Below are 19,791 nucleotides of genomic sequence, written 5' to 3' on the forward strand. Positions count from 1 at the left end.
CCGTAACCACCACCTCGTCACAGCCCGTTCCGGGCGATCACCTCCTGGTACCAGCGGGCGCTGCGCTTGGGTGTGCGCCGCTGGGTCAGGTAGTCGACGTGGACGATCCCGAACCGCTTCCGGTAACCCTCGGCCCATTCGAAGTTGTCCAGCACCGACCATACGAGATAACCGCGCAGGTCCACGCCGCGGGCGATGGCTTCGTGCGCCGCGCGCAGGTGCCCGTCGAGGTAGGCGACCCGGTCCGCGTCGGCCACCTCGCCCCGCTCGTCGAGGCCGGTGTCCGGGAACGCCCCGCCGTTCTCGGTGATCATCAACGGCAGCCCGGGATGGTCGGCCGCCACGCGTTCCAGCAGCCGGGTCAGCCCGGCCGGCTCGATCGACCAGCCCATCTCGGTCAGCGGCCCGGCCGGCGGCAGGAACTCGACCGCCCCGGCGGTGCCCGGGTACGCGCCGCCGCCCGCGCCGTCGGCCCGCCCGGCCACGTAGGTGGGCGCGTAGTAGTTCAGGCCGAGCAGGTCCAGCGGCGCGGCGATCAGCTTCTCGTCCCCGTCCCTGACGAAGTCCGGCGCGACGATCCGGCTGACGTGGGCCAGCACGTCCGCCGGGTAGCCGCCGCCGGTGAGCGGGTCCAGGAAGATCCGGTTGTGCAGGCCGTCGACCAGCCGGACCGCCTCGGCGTCCGCGGCGCTGCCCGCGTCCGCCGGCTGCACGTCGGCCAGGTTGAGCGTGATCCCGAGCGTCTCCGCGCCGGCCGCGCGCAGCGCCCGCGCCGCCAGGCCGTGAGCGAGCAGCAGATGGTGTACGGCCCGGAACGCGTCACCGGCGTCGCGGCGCCCCGGCGCGTGCACCCCGGAGCCGTACCCGAGGTAGGCCGAGCACCACGGCTCGTTGAGCGTGGTCCAGGTGCGGACCCGGTCGCCGAGCCGGCCGTGCACGGCGAGCGCGTACTCGGCGAAGTGTTCGGCGGTCTCCCGGACCGTCCAGCCGCCCCGGTCCTCCAGCGCCTGCGGCAGGTCCCAGTGGTAGAGCGTGACGATCGGGTCGATGCCGGCGGCCAGCAGCGCGTCGGTCAGCCGGTCGTAGAAGTCGAGCCCGCGCGGCTCGACCGGGCCGGTGCCGTCCGGCCGCACGCGGGGCCAGGACACCGAGAACCGGTACGCCCGCAGTCCCAGCTCGGCCATCAGCGCGACGTCCTCGGCGTACCGGTGGTAATGGTCGCAGGCCACGTCGCCGGTGTGTCCCTGGAACACCGCGCCCGGCGTACGGCTGAAGGTGTCCCAGATCGACGGGCCGCGACCGTCCTCGCGGGCGGCGCCCTCGATCTGGTACGCGGCGGTGGCCCCGCCCCAGACGAAGCCCTCCGGGAATCGGACGTTGCTCATGCCTTGACCGCACCTTCCATGATGCCGCCGATGATCTGGCGGCCGAAGACGACGAACACCAGCAGCAGCGGCAGCGTGGCGATGGCCGTGCCGGTGAACACCTGCGACATGTCCTGGTAGTACCCGTCGGAGAGGGCCCGCAGCGACAGCTGCACCGTCGGGTTCTCCGGGTCGTTCAGCACCGCGTACGGCCACAGGAAGTCGTTCCAGGTGGTCATGAACGTGAGCAGGCCGAGGACGGCGGCGGCCGGGCGCAGCGCGGGCAGCACCACGTTCCAGTAGATCCGCGCGGTGTTGCAGCCGTCCATCCGGGCCGCCTCGATCAGCTCGGTGCTGACCGCCTGGCCCGCGTACTGGCGCATCATGAACACGCCGAAGCCGGTGACCAGCGCCGGCACGATCACGGCGGGCAGCCGATCGTTCCAGTTCAGCTTCGTCATCAGCAGGTAGAGCGGGATCACGCCGAGCTGGGTGGGGACCATCATGGTGGCGACGATGACCAGCAGCAGCGCGTTGCGTCCACGGAAGCGCAGCTTGGCGAACGCGAACCCGGCCAGCGTGGAGAAGAACACCACCGAGATCGTCACCGTGGTGGCCACGATCGCCGAGTTGATCAGGCCGGTCAGGAAGTACGCGTCGGTGTTGTCGAACAGCCGGGCGATGTTGGCGCCGAGGTTGCCGCCGGGGGTGAGCGGCGGCGGCACCTGTCCCATCGTGTCGCTGGTCCGGCTGGCCACCACGAACATCCAGTAGATCGGGAAGATCGACAGGACGGCCGAGAGCGTCAGCGCCAGGTAGGTGAGCCGGCTGGCCGACCAGAGGCGGGTCATCGGGAGACCTCCTTGCGGGAGCCGCCGCCGAGCCGGCGCAGGAGCAGGACGTTTATCGCGGCGACCACGGCGATCAGGGCGAACAGCAGCCAGGCGACCGCCGAGCCGTAGCCGAAGTTGTAGTGCGGCGCGAAGGCGTTCTCGAACATGTACATGGTCACCGTCTGCGACTCCCGCAGCGGTCCGCCGCGGATCGCGTTGGTGCCGGAGTTGAACATCCGCGGCTCGGTGAAGAGCTGGAGGCCGCCGATGGTGGAGATGATGACCGCGAAGATGATCGTCGGCTTGAGCAGCGGCACCGTGATGGACCAGAACTGCCGGGCCCGGCCGGCGCCGTCGATCGCCGCCGACTCGTACAGGTCGCGGGGGATGGCCTGCATGGCGGCCAGGAAGATCAGCGCGTTGTAGCCGGTCCAGCGCCAGTCGACCATGGTGGAGATGGCGACCCAGGCGGCGAACCGGTTCGCCTTCCAGTCGATCGCGTTGATCCCGACGTGGTCGAGCAGCCAGTTGATCATGCCGAAGTCGCGGCCGAACAGCACCGCGAACACGATCGCCACCGCGGCGGTCGAGGTGACGTTCGGGATCAGCACCGCCATCCGCCAGGTGGTACGGGCGCGGAGCTGCCGGTTCAGCAGGTTGGCCAGCCAGAGCGCGGCGAGCAGTTGGGGGACCGTGGAGATCACGAAGATGCCCAGCGTGTTGACCACCGAGTGCCAGAAGTCGGAGTCGGCGAGCAACTGGGTGTAGTTGTCGAAGCCGATGAACGGGTGCTCGGCGCCGAGCAGGTCCCAGTCGTGCAGCGAGACCCAGAACGTGTACGCCAGCGGGTACGCCCCGAAGACGCCGAACAGCAGGAAGAACGGGGCGATGAAGAGGTACGGCGAGTACTTGGTGTCGATCCGGCTGAGCCGGTTGCCCAGGCCGGGACGGGTGGGGCGGGGTGCCGGTGCGACCGGCGGGCGGGCGTCGAGCTGGACGGCCATGACCCGGGACTCCTTTCCGCCGTGCGGGCGGCCCCCGTGGCCGGGTGGCCGCCCGCACGCGCTGCTCGGGTTACTTGGCGGCGGCCTTCTCGGCGTTGGCGACCGCGTCGGTCCAGCCCTGCTCCGGTGAGCGCTTGCCCAGCTCCACCGAGCGGACGGCGTTCTCGACCTCGGTGCGTACGGCCTGGTTCTTCGGTCCCATGTAGACCGGCTTCAGGCTCTTGGCGCCCTCGGCGAAGATCTTCCCGACCGGCGCCTCCGAGAAGTAGGCGTTCTTCGAGTCGGTGATGGCCGGGTCCTCCAGCGCCTGCGGGGACGACGGCAGCGGGCCCTTCGCCTTGAACGCGCCGATCTGACCCTTGGCGCTGGTCAGGAACTTGGCCAGCTCGATCGCCTCGGCCTGGTGCTTGCTCTGCTTCGGCACGGCGAGGAACGAGCCACCCCAGTTGCCGCCGTTGCCGGGGATCTGGGCGATGTCCCACTTGCCCTTGGCACCCGCGCCGGCGTTGCCCTCGATCACGCCGGTCATCCAGGCCGGGCAGGCGATGGTGGCGAACTTCGACTGCTTGAACGCCGACACCCACTCCTCGGACCAGGAGCCGTACTTGCCGGACAGCCCCGAGTCGATGATGTCCATCGTGGTGTCGTACGCCTCCTTCACCGCCGGGTTGCTGCCCACGACCAGGTTGTTACTGGTGTCGTAGTAGCTGTAGCCGCTGCTGTTGCCGGCGGTCTGCAGCAGGATCGTGTTGAAGGTGTTCGTCGCCGCGTCCAGGAACGAGGCGCCGGTCTTCTTCGCGGTGAACTGCTCGCCGACCTTGATGTAGTCCTGCCAGGTGGGCCAGAGCTTGGACACGGCCTCCCGGTCGGTGGGCAGACCGGCCTTCGCGAACAGGTCGGTCCGGTAGCACATCGCCATGCCGCCGACGTCCGTGCCGAGGCCGATGAGCTGCTTGCCGTCGGCGGTGAGCCCCTGGTTCCACTTCCAGTCGAGGAAGTTGCCCTTCAGGTCGGCCGCGCCGTGGTCGAGCAGGTTGACGAAGTTCTGCGGGTTGGCCTTGTACTCGACGAGCAGGCCCTCCTCGATGGCGACCACGTCACCGGCGCCCTTGCCCGCGGCGAGCCACTGGGTGAGCTTCGGGGAGTACTCGTCGAGGTTGCCGCCGGTGCCGCGCTCGACGATCTTCACGCCGGGGTGGCTGGCCATGTACTCCTGGTAGAGATCGGCGTAACCGAACTGGCCGAAGACGTCGACGGTGAGCGTTATCGGACCGTCGGCGGCGGCATCGTCGCCGCCGCCGCAGGCGGTGGTGCCGAGCAGCGCGGTGGCGGCGACCACTGCAACCGCCGCCAGGCGGCGGCGCGTGAAGGTGAGCATGCTGTCCTGACCTCTCGGGTCGTCGTAACGGGTGGTGGAAGGCGGTTCCGGAACTGAGAGAGCGCTCTCACGACAGCGTGGTGGAGGGGCGTGGACCTTGTCAAGAGAGCGCTCTCAGAGGTGTCCGAAAAGAAGGAGAGGGGCGGTGGCCGCCCCTCTCCGTCCGGTGCCGTTCGTCAGCCGACCCGCAGGCCGCCCAGCAGGGAACGGTCGCCCGCCACGTCCAGCGTGTCGAAGCTGATCCGGCCCATCAGCGCCAGCAGCAGATCGCTCGCCGTGCCGGCCACCTGCGCCCGCGCGTGGTGGTCGTCGTGGTCGAGGATCGTCGCGGTGTCCAGCAGCGCGACCCCCTCGCCCCGCAACCGCAGGTACCACTCCTGCGCGGCATCGGTCGCGTTCAGCTGCACCACGCCGCGCCACTGCCCGGGATGCACCCGCCGTCCCGCCGGCAACCACGTGTCCAGCACCTCGCTCACCCCGTCGGCCGCGAGCTTCGCCTCGATCGGATCACCCGCACCGATCGCGAGCTGGGCGTCCCACCGGTGCACGGCGGTCTCGTGCGCGAGCCGGCGCGGCCAGAAGGCCGCCTTCTTCGGCTGGGGGGCGAAGTTCCAGGCCGGCGCCTCCGGATCCGTCGCCTCCAGCAGCGCGCTGATCCGCTCGTACTCCTGCGTGTACCACTGCGCCGCGGTCAGGCCCGCGGGCGGCTCCGGGTCGTGCCGTTCCGGGCGGGTCGCGATGCCCGCGGTCAGCACGGTGCCCGCCCAGGCGTACGTGCGGGTCAGGTGATGAGCGAGATCGGTCACCGTCCAGCCGGGACAGGACAGCACGGGTGTCTCGGGCGGCGCCTCCGCCACCGCCGCGGCGAAGGCGGGGCCCTCCGTGCGCAGCGCGCCGATCCAGAAGTCCTTCGTGTGGTGCAGTCTGCTCATCGCCATCCTCCCGGGGGTGACCGGGCCACCAGTGGGTGCTCCGGCTACCCCTCAGCCTAGGGTGAAAGGCGTGTCAGACGTCTACGCCGAACCGGCGACTGCCGGTGACCCGACCGACCCGGCCACCCTGGCGCGCTACACCACGCTCCGGCTCGGTGGCCCCGCCGGGCGGCTGGAGATCGCCGGAAACGCCGCCCAGATCGTACTAAAAGTGCAGGAAGCGGAAGCCCGGGATCAGGCCGTACTGGTGCTGGCGGGCGGCAGCAACGTCGTCATCGGCGATCAGGGCTTCCCCGGCACGGTCGTGCTCGTCCGCTCCCGGGGCTTCCAGGTCGTCGCCGAGGACGGCGACACCGTCACGGTACGTGTCGAAGCCGGCGAGCCGTGGGACGACCTCGTCGCCGCCACCGTCGAGCACGGCTGGTCCGGGCTGGAGTGCCTCTCCGGCATCCCCGGCTCGGCCGGCGCGACCCCGATCCAGAACGTCGGCGCGTACGGCCAGGAGGTCGCCGAGACGATCGTCGCCGTCGAGGCGTACGACCGGACCCGCCGCGAGGTGGTGCGGATCCCGGCGGCCGACTGCGGGTTCGTCTACCGGGGCAGCATCTTCAAGTACAGCGACCGCTGGGTGGTGCTCACCGTCGACTTCCGGCTCACCCGGTCCCCGCGCTCCGGCCCGGTCCGCTACGCCGAACTGGCCCGGGCGCTCGGCGTCGAGGTCGGTGACCGGGTGCCGCTCGCCGACGCCCGCGCCACGGTGCGCAAGCTGCGCGCCGGCAAGGGCATGGTGCTCGACGCGGCCGACCCGGACACCTGGTCGGTGGGCTCGTTCTTCACCAACCCGGTGCTGCCGGGCGAGGTGTTCGAGCAGGTGCGGGAACGCGCCGCCGACCTGGGGCAGCCGCCGCACTGGCCGGGCGCCGACGGCGCGGTGAAGGTCAGCGCGGCGTGGCTGATCGACAAGGCCGGGTTCGGCAAGGGGTACGCGGGCCCGGAAGGCGTCGCCATCTCCAGCAAGCACACGCTGGCGCTGACGAACCACTCCGGCACCGCCAGTACGGCCGCGCTGGTGGCGCTGGCCCGCGAGATCCGCGACGGCGTGCAGTCCCGCTTCGGCGTGACCCTGCACCCCGAGCCGGTCCTCATCAACTGCACCATCTGACCCCGCCCCTACCTGCCCTCACTCACTCACCCGCCCCCCCGCCGTGCCCGCCGGGCCCCTGCTCCGGCGATCTTGCAGTTGCGGCCCCCGGAATGTCTGGTCCGCGCGCTATGTGAGGGCGGCAATTGCAAGATCGACGCAGGCTGGGGCGGGCATCGGGCTAGTTCTTGGCGGGTGCGCGTGTATTCGCCGACCTTGGAGTTGTGGCAGCTCGCAAAATGCGCCATCCGGGCATCCGAGGCGCCACAACTCCAAGATCGACGCGACCCCGCAACGGGCGGGGCGCGACGGGCGGCGGGCGGGGGGTCAGCGGGGAGCTATGGCGGGCCAGGGGAGGGTCAGGTAGCCGTGGCGCCAGGTGCGCGGGGTGTCCTGAATCGGCCAGCCCGCCTCCTTCACCGCCTCGACCGTCCGCAGCCAGCGCTGCCGGGGGCCGAACGGGGCGTAACCGGCGGCCGAGCGCCACGCGTGCTCCAGCGCGTCGATCAGGTCGTGGACGCGTTCACCCGGCACGTTGCGGTGGATCAGCGCCTTCGGCAGCCGCTCGGCGAGCGTCGCCGGGCTCTCCAGCGTGATCAGCTTCGCCGACAGGGTGAGCGTGCGCGGGCCGGTGGCGTCCAGCAGCACCCAGGAGCCGAGCCGGCCCAGCTCGTCGCAGGTGCCCTCGACCAGCAGCCCGCCCGGCGCGAGCCGCCCGGTGACGGTACGCCAGGCGTCGGCCACCTCGCTCTCGTCGTACTGGCGGAGGACGTTGAACGCCCGGACCAGCGCGGGACGCAGTCCGGCCAGCTCGAAGCCGCCCCGGGCGAACGTCAGCCCGGGCGGGTCGGCGGCGGGCAGGGCGGCGGCGACGCGTACCGGATCGATCTCCAGGCCGACCACCCGCACGTCGGCGCGGACCCCGGACGCCAGCCGGGCGCGCAGCTCGACGGGGGTGACCGGGGTGGCGCCGTAGCCGAGGTCGACCACGAGCGGGTCGGCGGCGGCGCGCAGCGCGTCGCCGCAGGTCTCGACGATCCAGTTGTCCACCCGCCGGAGCCGGTTGGGGTTCGTGGTGCCCCGGGTGGCCACGCCGAGTGGACGCTCCATCAGCGCCTCCGGGTCAGCGACTGCGGGGCTCGCAAGACCGGCTCACTCCTCGCGCTTCATGACGTCCGGTGCACCTTGTGCTGCGCGGCCTGGGCCAGCGGGCGGACCACGAGCTGGTCGATGTTGACGTGGTGCGGGCGGGTCGCGCACCAGGCGACGCAGTCGGCCACGTCGTCGGCCACGAGCGGTTCGGCGACTCCGGCGTACACCGCCTCGGCCCGGTCGGCGTCACCGCCGAAGCGGACCAGGCCGAACTCCTCGGTCTTCACCATGCCGGGGTCGATCTCGATCACCCGGACCGGGCGGCCGCACAGTTCGAGCCGGAGCGTGCCGGCGATCGCGGTCTGGGCGTGCTTGGCGGCCGTGTAGCCGCCGCCGCCCTCGTAGACCACGTGCCCGGCGGTGGAGCTGACGATCACGATCGTCCCGGCGCCGGAGCGCTCCAGTGCCGGGAGCAGCGCCTTGGTGACGCGCAGCGTGCCGAGCACGTTGACGTCGTACATCCATTGCCAGTCGCCCACGTCGGCCGTCTCGACCGGGTCGAGGCCGCGGGCGCCGCCGGCGTTGTTCACCAGCAGCGTGACCGGCCCGGGCGCGGCCTCGGCGGCGGCGGCCAGACCGGCGACCGACTCGTCCGAGGTCACGTCGCAGGCCACCGCTGTCGCCGCGCCGCCGGCCGCCTCGATGTCCGCGACCAGGGCGGCCAGCCGGTCGGTACGCCGGGCGGCGGCCAGCACGTGGAACCCCTCGGCGGCGAGCCGGCGGGCGGTGGCCGCGCCGATCCCGCTGGACGCCCCGGTGACGATGGCGACTGAAGTCATCCGCTCATTCTCTCCCGTCGCCGGGCCGGGCGGCGGGATGAGGTCCGTCACGCCCGGGACCCGGCGCAAAGCATTTCCGTACCCCGATGGGGAAGATGACATCCGGCACACGGGTTGACCGAGAAGCGCCGGTCGTGCGGGACGGCATCAACCGTGACAGAGGGAGCGGACGTGGCGGATTTGCACACCGGTGTCGGTCGTCAGCGAGGTGCTCTTCCGTGGCCGCGGCCCCGCCGTATCGCCACCCTGTCGGTGCACACGTCGCCGCTGCACCAGCCCGGCACGGGCGACGCGGGCGGCATGAACGTCTACATCCTGGAGGTGGCCCGGCGGCTGGCCGCGGCCGACGTCGAGGTGGAGATCTTCACCCGGGCCACCGCCGGTGACCTGCCCCCGGTGGTCGAGGTGGCGCCGGGCGTGTCCGTCCGGCACGTCACCGCCGGGCCGCTGGAGGGGCTGACCAAGGAGGAACTGCCGGGTCAGCTCTGCGCCTTCACCGCGGGGGTGCTGCGCGCCGAGGCGGCCCGCCCGCCGGGCCACTACGACCTGATCCACTCGCACTACTGGCTCTCCGGTCAGGTCGGCTGGCTGGCCAAGGAGCGCTGGGGCGTACCGCTGGTGCACACCGCGCACACCCTGGCCAAGGTCAAGAACGCCCGCCTGGCCGCCGGGGACCGTCCCGAGCCGAAGGCGCGGGTGATCGGCGAGGAGCAGGTGGTCACCGAGGCGGACCGGCTGGTCGCCAACACCCGGGTCGAGGCCCGCGACCTGCTCGACCGGTACGCGGCCGAGCCGGACCGGGTGGCGGTCGTGGAGCCCGGTGTCGACCTGGACCGGTTCCGTCCCGCCGCGGGCGACCGGGACGCCGCGACCCGGGCCGCGCGCCGTCGGCTCGGTCTGCCGACAGACGGGTACGTGGTCGCGTTCGTCGGCCGGATCCAGCCGCTCAAGGCGCCGGACGTGCTGGTCCGCGCCGCCGCCGCGCTGCGCGAGCGCGATCCGGCGCTGGCCGACGAGCTGACCGTGGTGATCTGCGGCGGGCCCAGCGGCACCGGCCTGGACCGGCCCACCGCGTTGATCGAACTCGCGCACGCGCTCGGCATCGCCGACCGGGTGCGTTTCCTCCCGCCGCAGACCGGTGCGGACCTGCCCGCCCTCTACCGCGCCGCCGACCTGGTCGCGGTGCCGTCGCACAACGAGTCGTTCGGGCTGGTCGCGCTGGAGGCCCAGGCGTGCGGCACGCCGGTGCTGGCCGCCGCCGTGGGCGGGCTGGTCACCGCGGTACGCGACGGCGTCAGCGGCATGCTCATCGACGGGCACGACCCGGTCGACTGGGCCCGCGCGATGGCCCGGCTGCTGCCCGACCGGGTACGCCGTGCCGCGCTGGGCCGGGGCGCCGAGCGGCACGCCCGGGACTTCTCCTGGCACCGCACCGCCTCCGGCCTGCTCGCGGTCTACGGGGAGGCGATCACCGAGCACCGGGCCCGGCTGGCGCGGCGGCTCGGCGACCCGGCCCTGCTGTGCTCCTGGTGATCGGCCACCGGGCGGCCCCGGTGCGCCGGTCGTAGAGTGGGTGCGATGAGCCGCAGGAGTGAGGTCGCCGTGCTGATCGAGTCCGTGTGCGCGGAGCGTGAGCTGGAGTGGGAGTCGACCGGCGAGGCGTCGTACGCGGTGACGCTGCCCGGCACGCACAAGCTCAAGACGATCTGCAACCTGATCGTGGGTGAGCACGCGCTGCGGGTCGAGGCGTTCGTGATGCGTCAGCCCGACGAGCGCCGCGAGGAGCTGTGGGCCTGGCTGCTCCAGCGCAACGCCCGCATGTACGGCGTCTCGTTCTCCATCGACTCGGTCGGCGACGTCTACCTGACCGGGCGGGTCAACCTGGCCGGGATCGACGCCGACGAACTGGACCGGCTGCTCGGTTCCGTGCTGACGTACGCCGACGAGTCGTTCGACAGCATGCTGGAGATCGGCTTCGGCACCGCGATCCGCCGGGAGTGGGAGTGGCGGGTCAAGCGCGGTGAGTCGACCGCCAACCTGGCCGCGTTCGCGCACCTCTTCGAACCGTCCGCCACTGCCGGATCGTCCGCCGGAGGTTCGGAACCCTCCTGACGGGTATGCCGCCCCGCGCGGTGCGGAGCACTGGGACCCACCGCGGGCCGAGGACGGACTGTCGAGGAGCGTGTCCCATGGCTCAGCGCAACAGCTCAGGTCGCGGCACGACTGCGACTCGGACCAAGCGGCAAACCGGCAACCAGACGCCGAACACCCCGGGGGTGTCGGAGTCGGCGATCTCCCGGATGAAGGTCGACGACATCCGCAGCCAGCTCCGGCGGCGCGGGGTCTCGGGGATCTCCGCGCTGCGGAAGCCGGAACTGGTGAAGACCCTGGCGCGCAGCATGCGCGGGGAGGGCGGCGCCGCCCGGCGGAGCACCGGCCCGGCCGGCCGGCCGTCGGCGACCCGCAAGAGCACAGCCGCCAAGAAGACCACGGCGGCGAAGCGGACCACGTCGGCCCGCCGGAGCGCCACGTCGCCGGCCAAGGCCGCGCCGGCCGCACGCGCCATCGGCGCCAGGGCCAAGGCGACGGGTACGCGCAAGGCGGCTCCGGCACGCGCGAAGGCGACCTCGTCGCGGGCGAAGGCGACGTCGTCGCGGGCGAAGGCGGCTCCGTCGCGGGCGAAGGCGGCTCCGGCACGCGCGAAGGCGACCTCGTCGCGGGCGAAGGCGGCCCCGTCACGGGCCAAGGCGACCTCGTCACGGGCGACGACGTCCCGCGCGAAGGCTGCCCCGTCCCGCGCGAAGGCGGCACCCGGCCGCGCCACTGCCGCGTCCTCCCGTGCGAAGGCGGCCCCGTCACGGGTGAAGGCGGCCCCGTCGCGGGCGAAGGCCGCGCCGTCGCGGGCCAAGGCGGCGCCGGCCCGGAAGGCGCCGAGCGCGCAGGCCGCGCCGACCCGTGGCCCGGCGTCCAGCCGGTCGATCGGATCGTCGCAGCTCATCACGTCGCTCGCGGACCGGCCGGAGCGTCCGGGCCGGAGCCTGGTCACCCGTAACCACGAGGTGATCCAGCGCTGGGCGCGGGCGCGGGGCGCGAAGCCCGCCACCATCGCCGGCACCGAGCGCGAGGGCCGGCCCGGGGTGCTGACGTTCAACATCCCCGGGTACCGGGAGAGCAGCCGGATTCGCGAGATCACCTGGGACGACTGGTTCCGCACGTTCGACCTGCGGCGGCTGAACCTGATCTACCAGGAGCAGATGCGGGACGGTCGGCAGAGCAACTTCTTCCGGACCGAGAACCCGAATCGCGAGGACGGCTGAGGTTTGCGGGAATGGCCGACGGGAACCCGATGTTTGCCATTCCAGGGACGACAGCACGGGCAGCCGGTTTTCCGACACGGGCGCTGTGACGGGCAAGACAGCGTTCTGGGTTGAATCCGGAATCCGGGCGAACTAACTTTATTGCACCGCGTCACGCTTGTTTCCGTTCGGGGGAGCGGTGGATCGATCAGATCCGCGCAGGCGAGACGCGAAGATCGGGTGGAGCACACCGTTGGGGGACGGTGCCGCCCGTGGAACCGGCGGCGCGAGCGGGCGACGCTTACGGGGGTGAGTGTCGCCCGCCGCCGCCGGGCGTACGGTACGAGCGCCCATCTCGACGGGGGTCGGGGTGGGCGCTCTGCCGTTGTCTCCGGGGCTGTCGGCGGCGACCCGGCAGCCTGTCTCCCGGCCCGTCAGCGGGTGGACCCGACGGTCCCGGCCCGCTGCGCCTCGGCCCGCAGCGCGGCCACCCGGCGCTCCCGGCGCGGCCCGGCCAGCAGGTGCCCGGCGGCGGCCACCAGGCCGAGCGCGCCCACCACCAGCCAGTGCCGCTCGCCCAGGTGTTCCAGGCTGAGCCCGCCGAGCGCCGGCGCAACGAACGACGCCGCCGGGAACGTCAGGTAGAACACCGACTGGTAGCGGGCACGCAGTTCGGGCGGCGCGAGGTCCGCGTTGATCTGCGCGTTGGGCGGCGCGGCGAGCATCTGCCCGACCGTCCAGACCACCGCCGCGCCGAGATAGAGCGGCAACCCGTCGGCCACCGTGAGCGCGCCGAACCCGAGCGCCATCAGGCCGGTGGAGACGGCCAGCACGCTCGACTTCCGGTACGGCTCGATGAGGCGGGGCACGAACAGTTGCCCGACCACGATCAGCGCCCCGCCGAGCGCCACCACCAGCCCGTACGCCGACGGGCGCAGACCGTCCTCGCGCATCGCCAGCGGCATGATCGTGGAGGTCTGCATGGTCAGCACGGCCAGCAGGAACGTCAGCCCGACGAACACCAGGAAGGTGCGGTCGGTCAGCGCGGTGTGCAGCCCGGGACGGCGTCCCGCCACCGCCCGTGGCGTGAGCGCCGGCCGCCGGGTGAGCGTCTCCGGCACCTTCAGCGCGATCACCACCGCCGCCGCCAGCGTGGCTCCGGCGTCGACCAGGAACAGCGCCGTGAAGCTCGCCTCGGCGAGGATGCCGGCCAGCAGCGAGGCCACCGCCATGCCCAGGTTGAACGCCCAGAACTGGAGGTTGAACGCGCGGGAGCGGCGCGCCTCGGGCACCACGTCCACGATGGCGGCCACGAACGCCGGGCTGGGCATCGAGTGCGCCACCCCGACCAGCGTGGCGAGTACGGCGATCAGCGCCAGGTGCGTGGTGAACGCCAGCGCCGCCATCAGCCCGGCGGCGGCGAGGTGGGCGGCGAGCAGCGTGGCCCGGCGGCCCCACCGGTCGGCCAGGACGCCGCCGAGCAGCGTCCCGGCCGCGCCGCCGATGCCGTACGCGCCGACCACCAACCCGGCCAGCGACGGCGGGGCGCCCCGCGCGGCGGTCAGGTAGAGCGACAGGAACAGCAGCGCGAACGCGCCGGCCCGGTTGATCAGCAGGCCGGACCAGAGGTACCAGAACGTGGCCGGCAGCCCGCCGGCCGTGTCGTCCCACCAGCGCCGCAGGCCGCGCACCCGTCCTCCAGGAAGGTTTCCTTACCGATTCCGTCCCGTACCGTATCCACCCGCCTCGGTGCGGTCGCGCCGGGGCGTACTCAGGAACCGGCGCGGACCGGGGCGGCGGGTGCGGTGGCCGCGGCCTCGCCCGCCTCGGGCGCCGGGGAGGCGGTGGCGGTGACCGGCGTGACGGGCGTGCCCACGGCGCGCAGCGCGACGGCGCGGCGCTCCCGGGCCGGGCCGGAGATCAGGTGGGCGACCGCCGCCACGACGCCGATGCCCGCGCAGCCGAGCCAGAGCGCGCTGTTGCCGGCGTGCTCGCGGACCAGGCCGCCGAGGATCGGCGCGGCGGCGCCGGCGAGCTGCCAGGACAGCGAGAAGACGCCCTGGTAGCGGCCGCGCAGCGCGGCCGGCGACAGCTCCGCGATCAGGGTGGCGTTGGACGGCGAGTTGAGCATCTCGCCGAGGGTCCAGATCAGCACCGTCAGGCCGTAGAGCCAGACCGTGTCGGCGAGCGCGGTGAGCCCGAACCCGGCGCCCATCACCAGCGACGCGAGCGCCAGCACGTGCGAGCGGCTGCGGCCCTTGATGAGCCGGGGCACGAAGAGCTGGCCGAACACGATGAGCACGCCGTTGAGGGCGATCACCGAGCCGTACGTGGCCGGGCTGAGCCCGGAGTCGCCCATGGCGATCGGCAGCATCGAGATGTGCTGGAGGAACACCAGCGCGGCGAGCAGGTTGAGCGCGACGAAGCCGAGGAACACCCGGTCGGCGAGGATGGTGCGCAGCGCGCCGGCCGGTGCCGGCATCCCCTTGACCGGGAGCGCGGTGACCGGGCCGCGGGTCTCGCCGACCTTGGCGAAGATGATCAGCGCGGTCACCAGCGTGGTGGTCGCGTTCACCAGGAACAACAGCAGGTAGCTGCCCTGGGCGGCGAAGCCGGCGAGCACGGCGGCGCAGGCGAAGCCGAGGTTGATGGCCCAGTAGTTCAGCGAGAAGGCGCGCAGCCGGTCCTTGTCCGGCACCACGTCGACCATCATCGCGCCGAAGGCGGGGCGGGCCGCCTCGGCGAACGCGCCGAGCAGCAGCGCGCCCACGGCCACCGCCCACAGCGGACGGGCGAGGCCCAGCGCGATCATCATGCCCGCCGCGCCGACGTGGGCGGCGAGCAGCGTGGGCCGCCGTCCCCAGCGGTCGGTCAGGGTGCCGCCGATGGTGGTGCCGACCGCGCCGCCGGCGCCCCAGAGACCGATCACCAGACCGGCCTGGGCGGCGGAGAAGCCGCGTTCCTGGGTCAGGTAGATGGCCAGGAAGATCAGGACGAACGAGCCGAGCCGGTTGATCAGCGTGCCGGCCCAGAGGTACCAGAACGTCCGTGGCAGGCCACCCGCCGTGTCCTGGAACCAGCCTCGCACCGTCCGCATCCCGACGCCCCCCGATTGGTAATGACCGACCTGATCAGAACGCCTTACAACCTAGTGCCGGGCCGGAGCCGTGGTCATCAGGATTTCCACGTGGTGGTCGTCACCACAGGTCGCCGCGTGTCCGCCCGGCCGGTACGGCAGGATGATCGGCATGACTGCGAGCGAGGGGCCCACCGTCGGGACGCTGGTCCTGCTGCGGCACGGCGAGAGCGACTGGAACGCCAAGAACCTCTTCACCGGCTGGGTCGACGTCGACCTGACCGCCAAGGGGGAGACCGAGGCGCGGCGCGGCGGCGAACTGCTGCGCGAGCACGACCTGCTGCCGGACGTGGTGCACACGAGCCTGCTGCGCCGGGCGATCCGCACCGCCGAGCTGGCGCTGAACGCCGCCGACCGGCACTGGATCGCGGTGCGCCGGTCGTGGCGGCTCAACGAGCGCCACTACGGCGCCCTGCAGGGCAAGAACAAGAAGCAGACCCTCGACGAGTACGGCGAGGAGCAGTTCATGCTCTGGCGCCGCTCGTACGACACACCGCCGCCACCGATCGACGACGCGGACGAGTGGTCGCAGGTCGGCGACCCCCGGTACGCGCTGCTGCCGACCGAGCTGATGCCGCGCACCGAGTGCCTGAAGGACGTCGTCGACCGGATGCTGCCCTACTGGTACGACTCGATCGTGCCGGACATCCTGGCCGGGCGGACGGTGCTCGTGGCCGCGCACGGCAACTCGCTGCGCGCCCTGGTCAAGCACCTCGACCAGATCTCCGACGACGCGATCGCCAAGCTGAACATCCCCACCGGCATCCCGCTGCGCTACGACCTGGACGCCGACCTGCGTCCGCACGTGCTCGGCGGGACGTACCTGGACCCGGAGGCCGCGAAGGCCGCCGCCGCCGCGGTCGCCAACCAGGGCCGCTGAGACGGCGTGGGCGGGCCTCCCCCGAGGTGGCCCCGCCCGCGGTTCTCAGCCGGACGTCGACCCGGTGATCAGGTAGACCACGTGCTCGCCCGCGTTCACCGCGTGGTCGGCGAAACGCTCGTAGAAGCGGCCCAGCAGCGTCGCGTCGATCGCCGTCTCCACCCCGTACGGCCAGTCGTCGCCGAGCAGCACGCCGAACAGGCTCTTGTGCAGGTCGTCCATCGCGTCGTCGTCGCCGTCCAGCTCGGCGGCCACGTCGGCGTCCGGCTCGGCCAGCACCGCGCCGATCTTCTCGGCCATCCGGTCGGCGATCCCGGCCATGTCGGTGAAGACCGGCCGCAGTTCCGCCGGCACCGCCGGGGACGGGTGCCGGCGCAGCGCCGTCTTCGCCACGTGGTCGGCCAGGTCGCCCATCCGCTCCAGATCGGCTGCCACGTGCAACGCGGTGATCATCGCCCGCAGGTCCGAGGCGACGGGCGCCTGCCGGGCCAGCAGGTCGCAGACCCGCTCCTCCACGTGCCGGTAGAGGTCGTCGATCTCGGCGTCCCGCGCGATCACCGTCTCGGCGGCCGTCCGGTCTGCGGTGAGCAGCGCCTTGGTGGCCTGCCGCATGGCCGCGCGTACCGCCTCGGCCATGTCCACCAGCAACTGGCTGACAATCTGCAGGTCGGCCCGGAACTCGTCGCGCATCGTCACTTCCTGGGGTCGGTGGCCGCCACCCCCGAGGGGTACGGCAGGAGCAGGTGCGCGCCCCACGCTAGGCCGAACGGTCGGCACCAGGGTGAACGCGGATGAACGACGCGGGGCCCGCAGGTGAACTTTGCCGAAAGCGAGAGTGGTTCGTCCCTTTGTGCCCGATCCCCGGGTTAACAATGACCCTACGATCGCCGGGTGGAATGGGCGGTGGCCGTCGTGGTGGCCGGAGCGCTGGTGACCGGGCTGGTCGCCGGGGCGCTGCTGTCCGGACCCGTTGACGAATGGCGGCGCCGCCGGGCGTCGCGGGGCGGCGGGATCCTCCGTCGTGACGCAGGGAGGACGACCATTCCGGACGACCAGCAGGGGGGCCTATCCGGGCTCGGCCGCAAGACGATCGACTCGCTGCGCGCAGGTGTGGTGGTGCTCGGCCCGGACGACGTGCCGGTGCTGGTGAACCCGGCCGCCCGGGCGATGGGTCTGCTCCGTACCGGGGCGACGCCGGGGTCGATCGCGGCGCACCCGTTGATCCGTACCCTCGCCGGGCAGGTCCGCCGCACGGGCGTGCGGCGCGAGATAGAGCTGGACCTGCCCCGGGGCCGCGACGGCGGCGGGGACAACCCGCTCGGCGTGCACCTGCGGGCGATGGGACTGGGCTCCGGCTACATCTCGATCGAGGCGGTCGACGTCACCGAGTCGCACCGTCTCGCGCGGGTGCGCCGGGACTTCGTGGCGAACGTCAGCCACGAGCTGAAGACGCCGATCGGCGCGCTGCAACTGCTCGCCGAGGCGCTCGTCGACGCCACCGAACCAGCCGCCGGCGGCGCGGCCGACCTGTCCGAGGACCTGGTCGCCGCGCGGCGGTTCGCCGAGCGAATCCAGCACGAGTCGACCCGGCTCGGCCGCCTGGTGCAGGAGCTGCTGGAACTGACCCGCCTCCAGGGCGCCGAACCGCAGCCCGCCCCCGAGCCGGTCTCGGTGGACTGGGTGCTCGCCGAGGTCGTCGACCGGACCCGCACCGCCGCCACCGCCCGCCGGGTGGAGATCGCCGTCGGGGGGCAGCGGGGCCTGACGGTGTACGGCAGCGACAGCCAACTCGCCACCGCGGTGGCGAACCTGGTGGAGAACGCGATCACCTACTCCGGCGAGGACACCACGGTCCGGGTGACGGTCACCGGCACCGAGGACCACGTCGAGATCGCCGTGGCCGACCAGGGCATCGGCATCGCACCGAACGACGTCGACCGGATCTTCGAGCGGTTCTACCGGGCCGACCAGGCCCGCTCCCGGGCGACCGGCGGCACCGGCCTGGGCCTGGCCATCGTCAAGCACATCGCCAGCAACCATGGCGGCCGGGTGGAGGTGTCGAGCACCCTTGGTGGGGGGTCGACGTTCACCCTCCGGCTGCCCGCACGCCCCCCGGACGACCTGGAGACGACACTCGCCTCCGCTGGGATCGAGGCCGGCCCGGCCGAGCTCCGGCAGGTCTGACCACAGGAAAGGAAACACCCGTTGAGCCGCGTACTGGTGGTCGAGGACGAGGAGTCGTTCTCCGACGCCCTGTCCTACATGCTCCGCAAGGAGGGGTTCGAGGTCTCCGTCGCCGCGACGGGCCCCGCCGCCCTCACCGAGTTCGACCGGACCGGCGCCGACATCGTGCTGCTCGACCTGATGCTGCCGGAGATGTCCGGCACCGAGGTCTGCCGGCAGCTCCGCCAGCGCTCGCACGTGCCGATCATCATGGTCACCGCGCGGGACAGCGAGATCGACAAGGTGGTCGGCCTGGAGATCGGCGCCGACGACTACGTGACCAAGCCGTACTCGCCGCGTGAGCTGGTCGCCCGGATCCGGGCGGTGCTGCGCCGGCACAGCGCCGAGTCGAACGAGACGGGCGCGCCCACGCTCGCCGCCGGCCCGGTCCGGATGGACATCGAACGGCACGTGGTGACCGTCGGCGGCGCCGGGGTGCAGCTCCCGCTCAAGGAGTTCGAGCTGCTGGAGCTGCTGCTGCGCAACGCCGGGCGGGTGCTCACCCGGGGTCAGCTGATCGACCGGGTCTGGGGCGCCGACTACGTGGGCGACACCAAGACGCTCGACGTGCACGTGAAGCGGCTGCGCTCCAAGATCGAGCCGGAGCCCTCCGCCCCGCGCTACATCGTCACGGTCCGCGGCCTGGGCTACAAGTTCGAGCCCTGATCCCGCCACCGCCGCCCCCCCCCGGCCGCCCCGCCCTCGCCGATCTTGGAGTTGTGGCGCCACGACATGCCCGATTCACGCACTTTCGCGAGGTGCCACAACTCCAAGATCGCCGCAACAGACCTTGGATCTTGACCTCACCCTGCCCGGTCCTGGGCCTGTCCGCTCCGGCTGCGCCCCTCCAGGCTCCGCCCAACCCGGTTGATCAAGGAGTTTGCGGACTCCTGGCGCCTCCCGCCGGCCGCAAACTCCTTGATCACCGTGGCGGGTGGGGCGCAGATCCGCCGCCCTTCGGGCGGGGGCAGCCGAAGACCCCCCTCCTCGCCGATCTTGCACTTTGGTGCCCCGCAAGCCGCGCGAATGGGACACTCGGAGGGCTCAAACTGCAAGATCGCGGGTGGAACCACAGCGCTGCGCTCCCCGCCCCGGGCCAGTCCTGCCCGGGGCGGGGCCGGGTCGGGTCGGGTCGGGTCGATCATGAGGTTGACGGCGTCTGGTGTCCGTTTTGTCGCCGCTAACCTCATGATCGACGCCTTGGTGGTTGCCCGGGGGGCTTGTTCGGCGGTGATCAAGGGGTTTGTGTCCTCGGCCGGGCCAGATGGTGACGCAAACTCCTTGATCACTGGGGGGTGTAGGGCGTGTTGCCTCGGCTGGGCCCGGGGGTGCGGGTGGGGGTGGGTGTCGGGTTCGGTGGTGGTCGGCGGCACTCCGACGGTGGAATGGCTGGCGGGCCGGGGGTGTTGTATCCGGATGAGCGACCGAGCACCGGCTCGCCCTCGAGCGGGGCGGCACCCGCAAAGCCCTGGGAATGACCCCGGGCGGCTGGTCGTTGGGTGTGGTTCTGGCGACGTGAGTCGCGGGGAATGATCCCGGCGGGCTGGTCGTTGACTACGGTTCCGACGACGTGACCCCCCGCGTCTGCCTCCTCTGGTGGCGTGCACCGGCCCGGGAATGGTGGCGGGTGGTGGGTCGTTGGACATGCTTGCGGCGCCGCGCAGAGGCACCCC

Annotated in this window: 17 protein-coding genes; 7 read left to right on the forward strand and 10 right to left on the reverse strand. The window is 72.3% G+C overall.

Annotation, left to right across the window (positions count from 1 at the left end):
• Window positions 1-17 precede the first annotated feature (17 nt).
• The 5 genes from V6U82_RS27060 to V6U82_RS27080 form a co-directional block, all read right to left on the reverse strand.
• Window positions 18-1,385: a GH1 family beta-glucosidase gene (locus tag V6U82_RS27060; protein WP_334465953.1), complete on the reverse strand. Its 1,368-nt coding sequence runs from the start codon at window positions 1,383-1,385 to the stop codon at window positions 18-20.
• The gene (locus V6U82_RS27065) at window positions 1,382-2,215 is read right to left on the reverse strand and encodes a carbohydrate ABC transporter permease (RefSeq protein WP_121683310.1); all 834 of its coding nucleotides are present in this window, start codon (window positions 2,213-2,215) and stop codon (window positions 1,382-1,384) included. The genes V6U82_RS27060 and V6U82_RS27065 overlap by 4 nt, the downstream gene beginning before the upstream one ends.
• A complete protein-coding gene (locus tag V6U82_RS27070) occupies window positions 2,212-3,201 on the reverse strand; it encodes a carbohydrate ABC transporter permease (protein WP_282311568.1) in 990 nt (329 codons plus the stop codon). The genes V6U82_RS27065 and V6U82_RS27070 overlap by 4 nt, the downstream gene beginning before the upstream one ends.
• A 70-nt stretch (window positions 3,202-3,271) precedes the next feature.
• Window positions 3,272-4,579 carry an ABC transporter substrate-binding protein gene (locus V6U82_RS27075; protein ID WP_128136793.1) on the reverse strand — a complete coding sequence of 436 codons (1,308 nt, stop codon included), beginning with the start codon at window positions 4,577-4,579 and terminating at the stop codon, window positions 3,272-3,274.
• Between the two features lie 176 nt (window positions 4,580-4,755).
• Window positions 4,756-5,511, reverse strand: coding sequence for a maleylpyruvate isomerase family mycothiol-dependent enzyme (locus V6U82_RS27080; RefSeq protein ID WP_334465965.1), 756 nt, complete (start codon window positions 5,509-5,511; stop codon window positions 4,756-4,758).
• 70 nt (window positions 5,512-5,581) lie between these two features.
• Between V6U82_RS27080 and V6U82_RS27085 the strand changes: the two genes are divergently transcribed.
• The gene (locus V6U82_RS27085; protein WP_334465968.1) at window positions 5,582-6,673 is read left to right on the forward strand and encodes a UDP-N-acetylmuramate dehydrogenase; all 1,092 of its coding nucleotides are present in this window, start codon (window positions 5,582-5,584) and stop codon (window positions 6,671-6,673) included.
• A 306-nt stretch (window positions 6,674-6,979) separates the two neighbouring features.
• Here V6U82_RS27085 and V6U82_RS27090 read toward each other — a convergent pair whose 3' ends face one another.
• Both V6U82_RS27090 and V6U82_RS27095 read right to left on the reverse strand, forming a co-directional pair.
• Window positions 6,980-7,762, reverse strand: coding sequence for a class I SAM-dependent methyltransferase (locus tag V6U82_RS27090; RefSeq protein ID WP_334465971.1), 783 nt, complete (start codon window positions 7,760-7,762; stop codon window positions 6,980-6,982).
• A gap of 56 nt (window positions 7,763-7,818) precedes the next feature.
• Window positions 7,819-8,583 (reverse strand): SDR family oxidoreductase, encoded by a 765-nt coding sequence (locus tag V6U82_RS27095; RefSeq protein ID WP_334465974.1) that lies wholly within the window; start codon window positions 8,581-8,583, stop codon window positions 7,819-7,821.
• 171 nt (window positions 8,584-8,754) lie between these two features.
• Between V6U82_RS27095 and mshA the strand changes: the two genes are divergently transcribed.
• The 3 genes from mshA (at window position 8,755) to V6U82_RS27110 (ending at window position 11,900) form a co-directional block, all read left to right on the forward strand.
• The gene (gene mshA, locus V6U82_RS27100) at window positions 8,755-10,116 is read left to right on the forward strand and encodes a D-inositol-3-phosphate glycosyltransferase (RefSeq protein WP_128139004.1); all 1,362 of its coding nucleotides are present in this window, start codon (window positions 8,755-8,757) and stop codon (window positions 10,114-10,116) included.
• 45 nt (window positions 10,117-10,161) lie between these two features.
• Complete coding sequence (locus V6U82_RS27105; protein ID WP_334465980.1) at window positions 10,162-10,695, forward strand: YbjN domain-containing protein; 534 nt, start codon at window positions 10,162-10,164, stop codon at window positions 10,693-10,695.
• A 452-nt stretch (window positions 10,696-11,147) separates the two neighbouring features.
• Window positions 11,148-11,900 carry a hypothetical protein gene (locus tag V6U82_RS27110; protein ID WP_334466010.1) on the forward strand — a complete coding sequence of 251 codons (753 nt, stop codon included), beginning with the start codon at window positions 11,148-11,150 and terminating at the stop codon, window positions 11,898-11,900.
• A gap of 413 nt (window positions 11,901-12,313) precedes the next feature.
• On the opposite strand, the gene V6U82_RS27115 is transcribed toward V6U82_RS27110, so the two are convergent.
• Entirely contained in the window at window positions 12,314-13,570 is a 1,257-nt protein-coding gene (locus V6U82_RS27115; protein WP_334465983.1) for an MFS transporter, read from the reverse strand.
• Window positions 13,571-13,650: 80 nt separating this feature from the next.
• Window positions 13,651-14,976 carry an MDR family MFS transporter gene (locus V6U82_RS27120; protein ID WP_334465986.1) on the reverse strand — a complete coding sequence of 442 codons (1,326 nt, stop codon included), beginning with the start codon at window positions 14,974-14,976 and terminating at the stop codon, window positions 13,651-13,653.
• Between the two features lie 151 nt (window positions 14,977-15,127).
• On the opposite strand from V6U82_RS27120, the gene V6U82_RS27125 reads away from it, so the two are divergent.
• A complete protein-coding gene (locus tag V6U82_RS27125) occupies window positions 15,128-15,895 on the forward strand; it encodes a phosphoglyceromutase (RefSeq protein ID WP_128138466.1) in 768 nt (255 codons plus the stop codon).
• 45 nt (window positions 15,896-15,940) lie between these two features.
• On the opposite strand, the gene phoU is transcribed toward V6U82_RS27125, so the two are convergent.
• Window positions 15,941-16,585 carry a phosphate signaling complex protein PhoU gene (gene phoU / locus V6U82_RS27130; RefSeq protein WP_128138465.1) on the reverse strand — a complete coding sequence of 215 codons (645 nt, stop codon included), beginning with the start codon at window positions 16,583-16,585 and terminating at the stop codon, window positions 15,941-15,943.
• A 201-nt stretch (window positions 16,586-16,786) separates the two neighbouring features.
• On the opposite strand from phoU, the gene V6U82_RS27135 reads away from it, so the two are divergent.
• Together V6U82_RS27135 and V6U82_RS27140 are read left to right on the forward strand one after the other, a co-directional pair.
• Window positions 16,787-18,079: a sensor histidine kinase gene (locus V6U82_RS27135; protein WP_435120807.1), complete on the forward strand. Its 1,293-nt coding sequence runs from the start codon at window positions 16,787-16,789 to the stop codon at window positions 18,077-18,079.
• A 21-nt stretch (window positions 18,080-18,100) separates the two neighbouring features.
• Window positions 18,101-18,784 carry a response regulator transcription factor gene (locus tag V6U82_RS27140; protein WP_262013189.1) on the forward strand — a complete coding sequence of 228 codons (684 nt, stop codon included), beginning with the start codon at window positions 18,101-18,103 and terminating at the stop codon, window positions 18,782-18,784.
• Window positions 18,785-19,791 lie beyond the last annotated feature (1,007 nt).

Origin of the sequence: Micromonospora sp. CPCC 205554, assembly GCF_036902745.1 — a bacterium.
Lineage (GTDB): Bacteria > Actinomycetota > Actinomycetes > Mycobacteriales > Micromonosporaceae > Micromonospora > Micromonospora tulbaghiae.

Excerpts from the sequence above, each read along its gene's own strand:
- V6U82_RS27060 (WP_334465953.1), bottom strand. The coding sequence starts at position 1,385 with ATGAGCAACGTCCGATTCCCGGAGGGCTTCGTCTGGGGCGGGGCCACC.
- V6U82_RS27065 (WP_121683310.1), bottom strand. The coding sequence starts at position 2,215 with ATGACCCGCCTCTGGTCGGCCAGCCGGCTCACCTACCTGGCGCTGACG.
- V6U82_RS27070 (WP_282311568.1), bottom strand. The coding sequence starts at position 3,201 with ATGGCCGTCCAGCTCGACGCCCGCCCGCCGGTCGCACCGGCACCCCGC.
- V6U82_RS27075 (WP_128136793.1), bottom strand. The coding sequence starts at position 4,579 with ATGCTCACCTTCACGCGCCGCCGCCTGGCGGCGGTTGCAGTGGTCGCC.
- V6U82_RS27080 (WP_334465965.1), bottom strand. The coding sequence starts at position 5,511 with ATGAGCAGACTGCACCACACGAAGGACTTCTGGATCGGCGCGCTGCGC.
- V6U82_RS27090 (WP_334465971.1), bottom strand. The coding sequence starts at position 7,762 with ATGGAGCGTCCACTCGGCGTGGCCACCCGGGGCACCACGAACCCCAAC.
- V6U82_RS27095 (WP_334465974.1), bottom strand. The coding sequence starts at position 8,583 with ATGACTTCAGTCGCCATCGTCACCGGGGCGTCCAGCGGGATCGGCGCG.
- V6U82_RS27105 (WP_334465980.1), top strand. The coding sequence starts at position 10,162 with ATGAGCCGCAGGAGTGAGGTCGCCGTGCTGATCGAGTCCGTGTGCGCG.
- V6U82_RS27120 (WP_334465986.1), bottom strand. The coding sequence starts at position 14,976 with ATGCGGACGGTGCGAGGCTGGTTCCAGGACACGGCGGGTGGCCTGCCA.
- V6U82_RS27125 (WP_128138466.1), top strand. The coding sequence starts at position 15,128 with ATGACTGCGAGCGAGGGGCCCACCGTCGGGACGCTGGTCCTGCTGCGG.
- phoU (WP_128138465.1), bottom strand. The coding sequence starts at position 16,585 with ATGCGCGACGAGTTCCGGGCCGACCTGCAGATTGTCAGCCAGTTGCTG.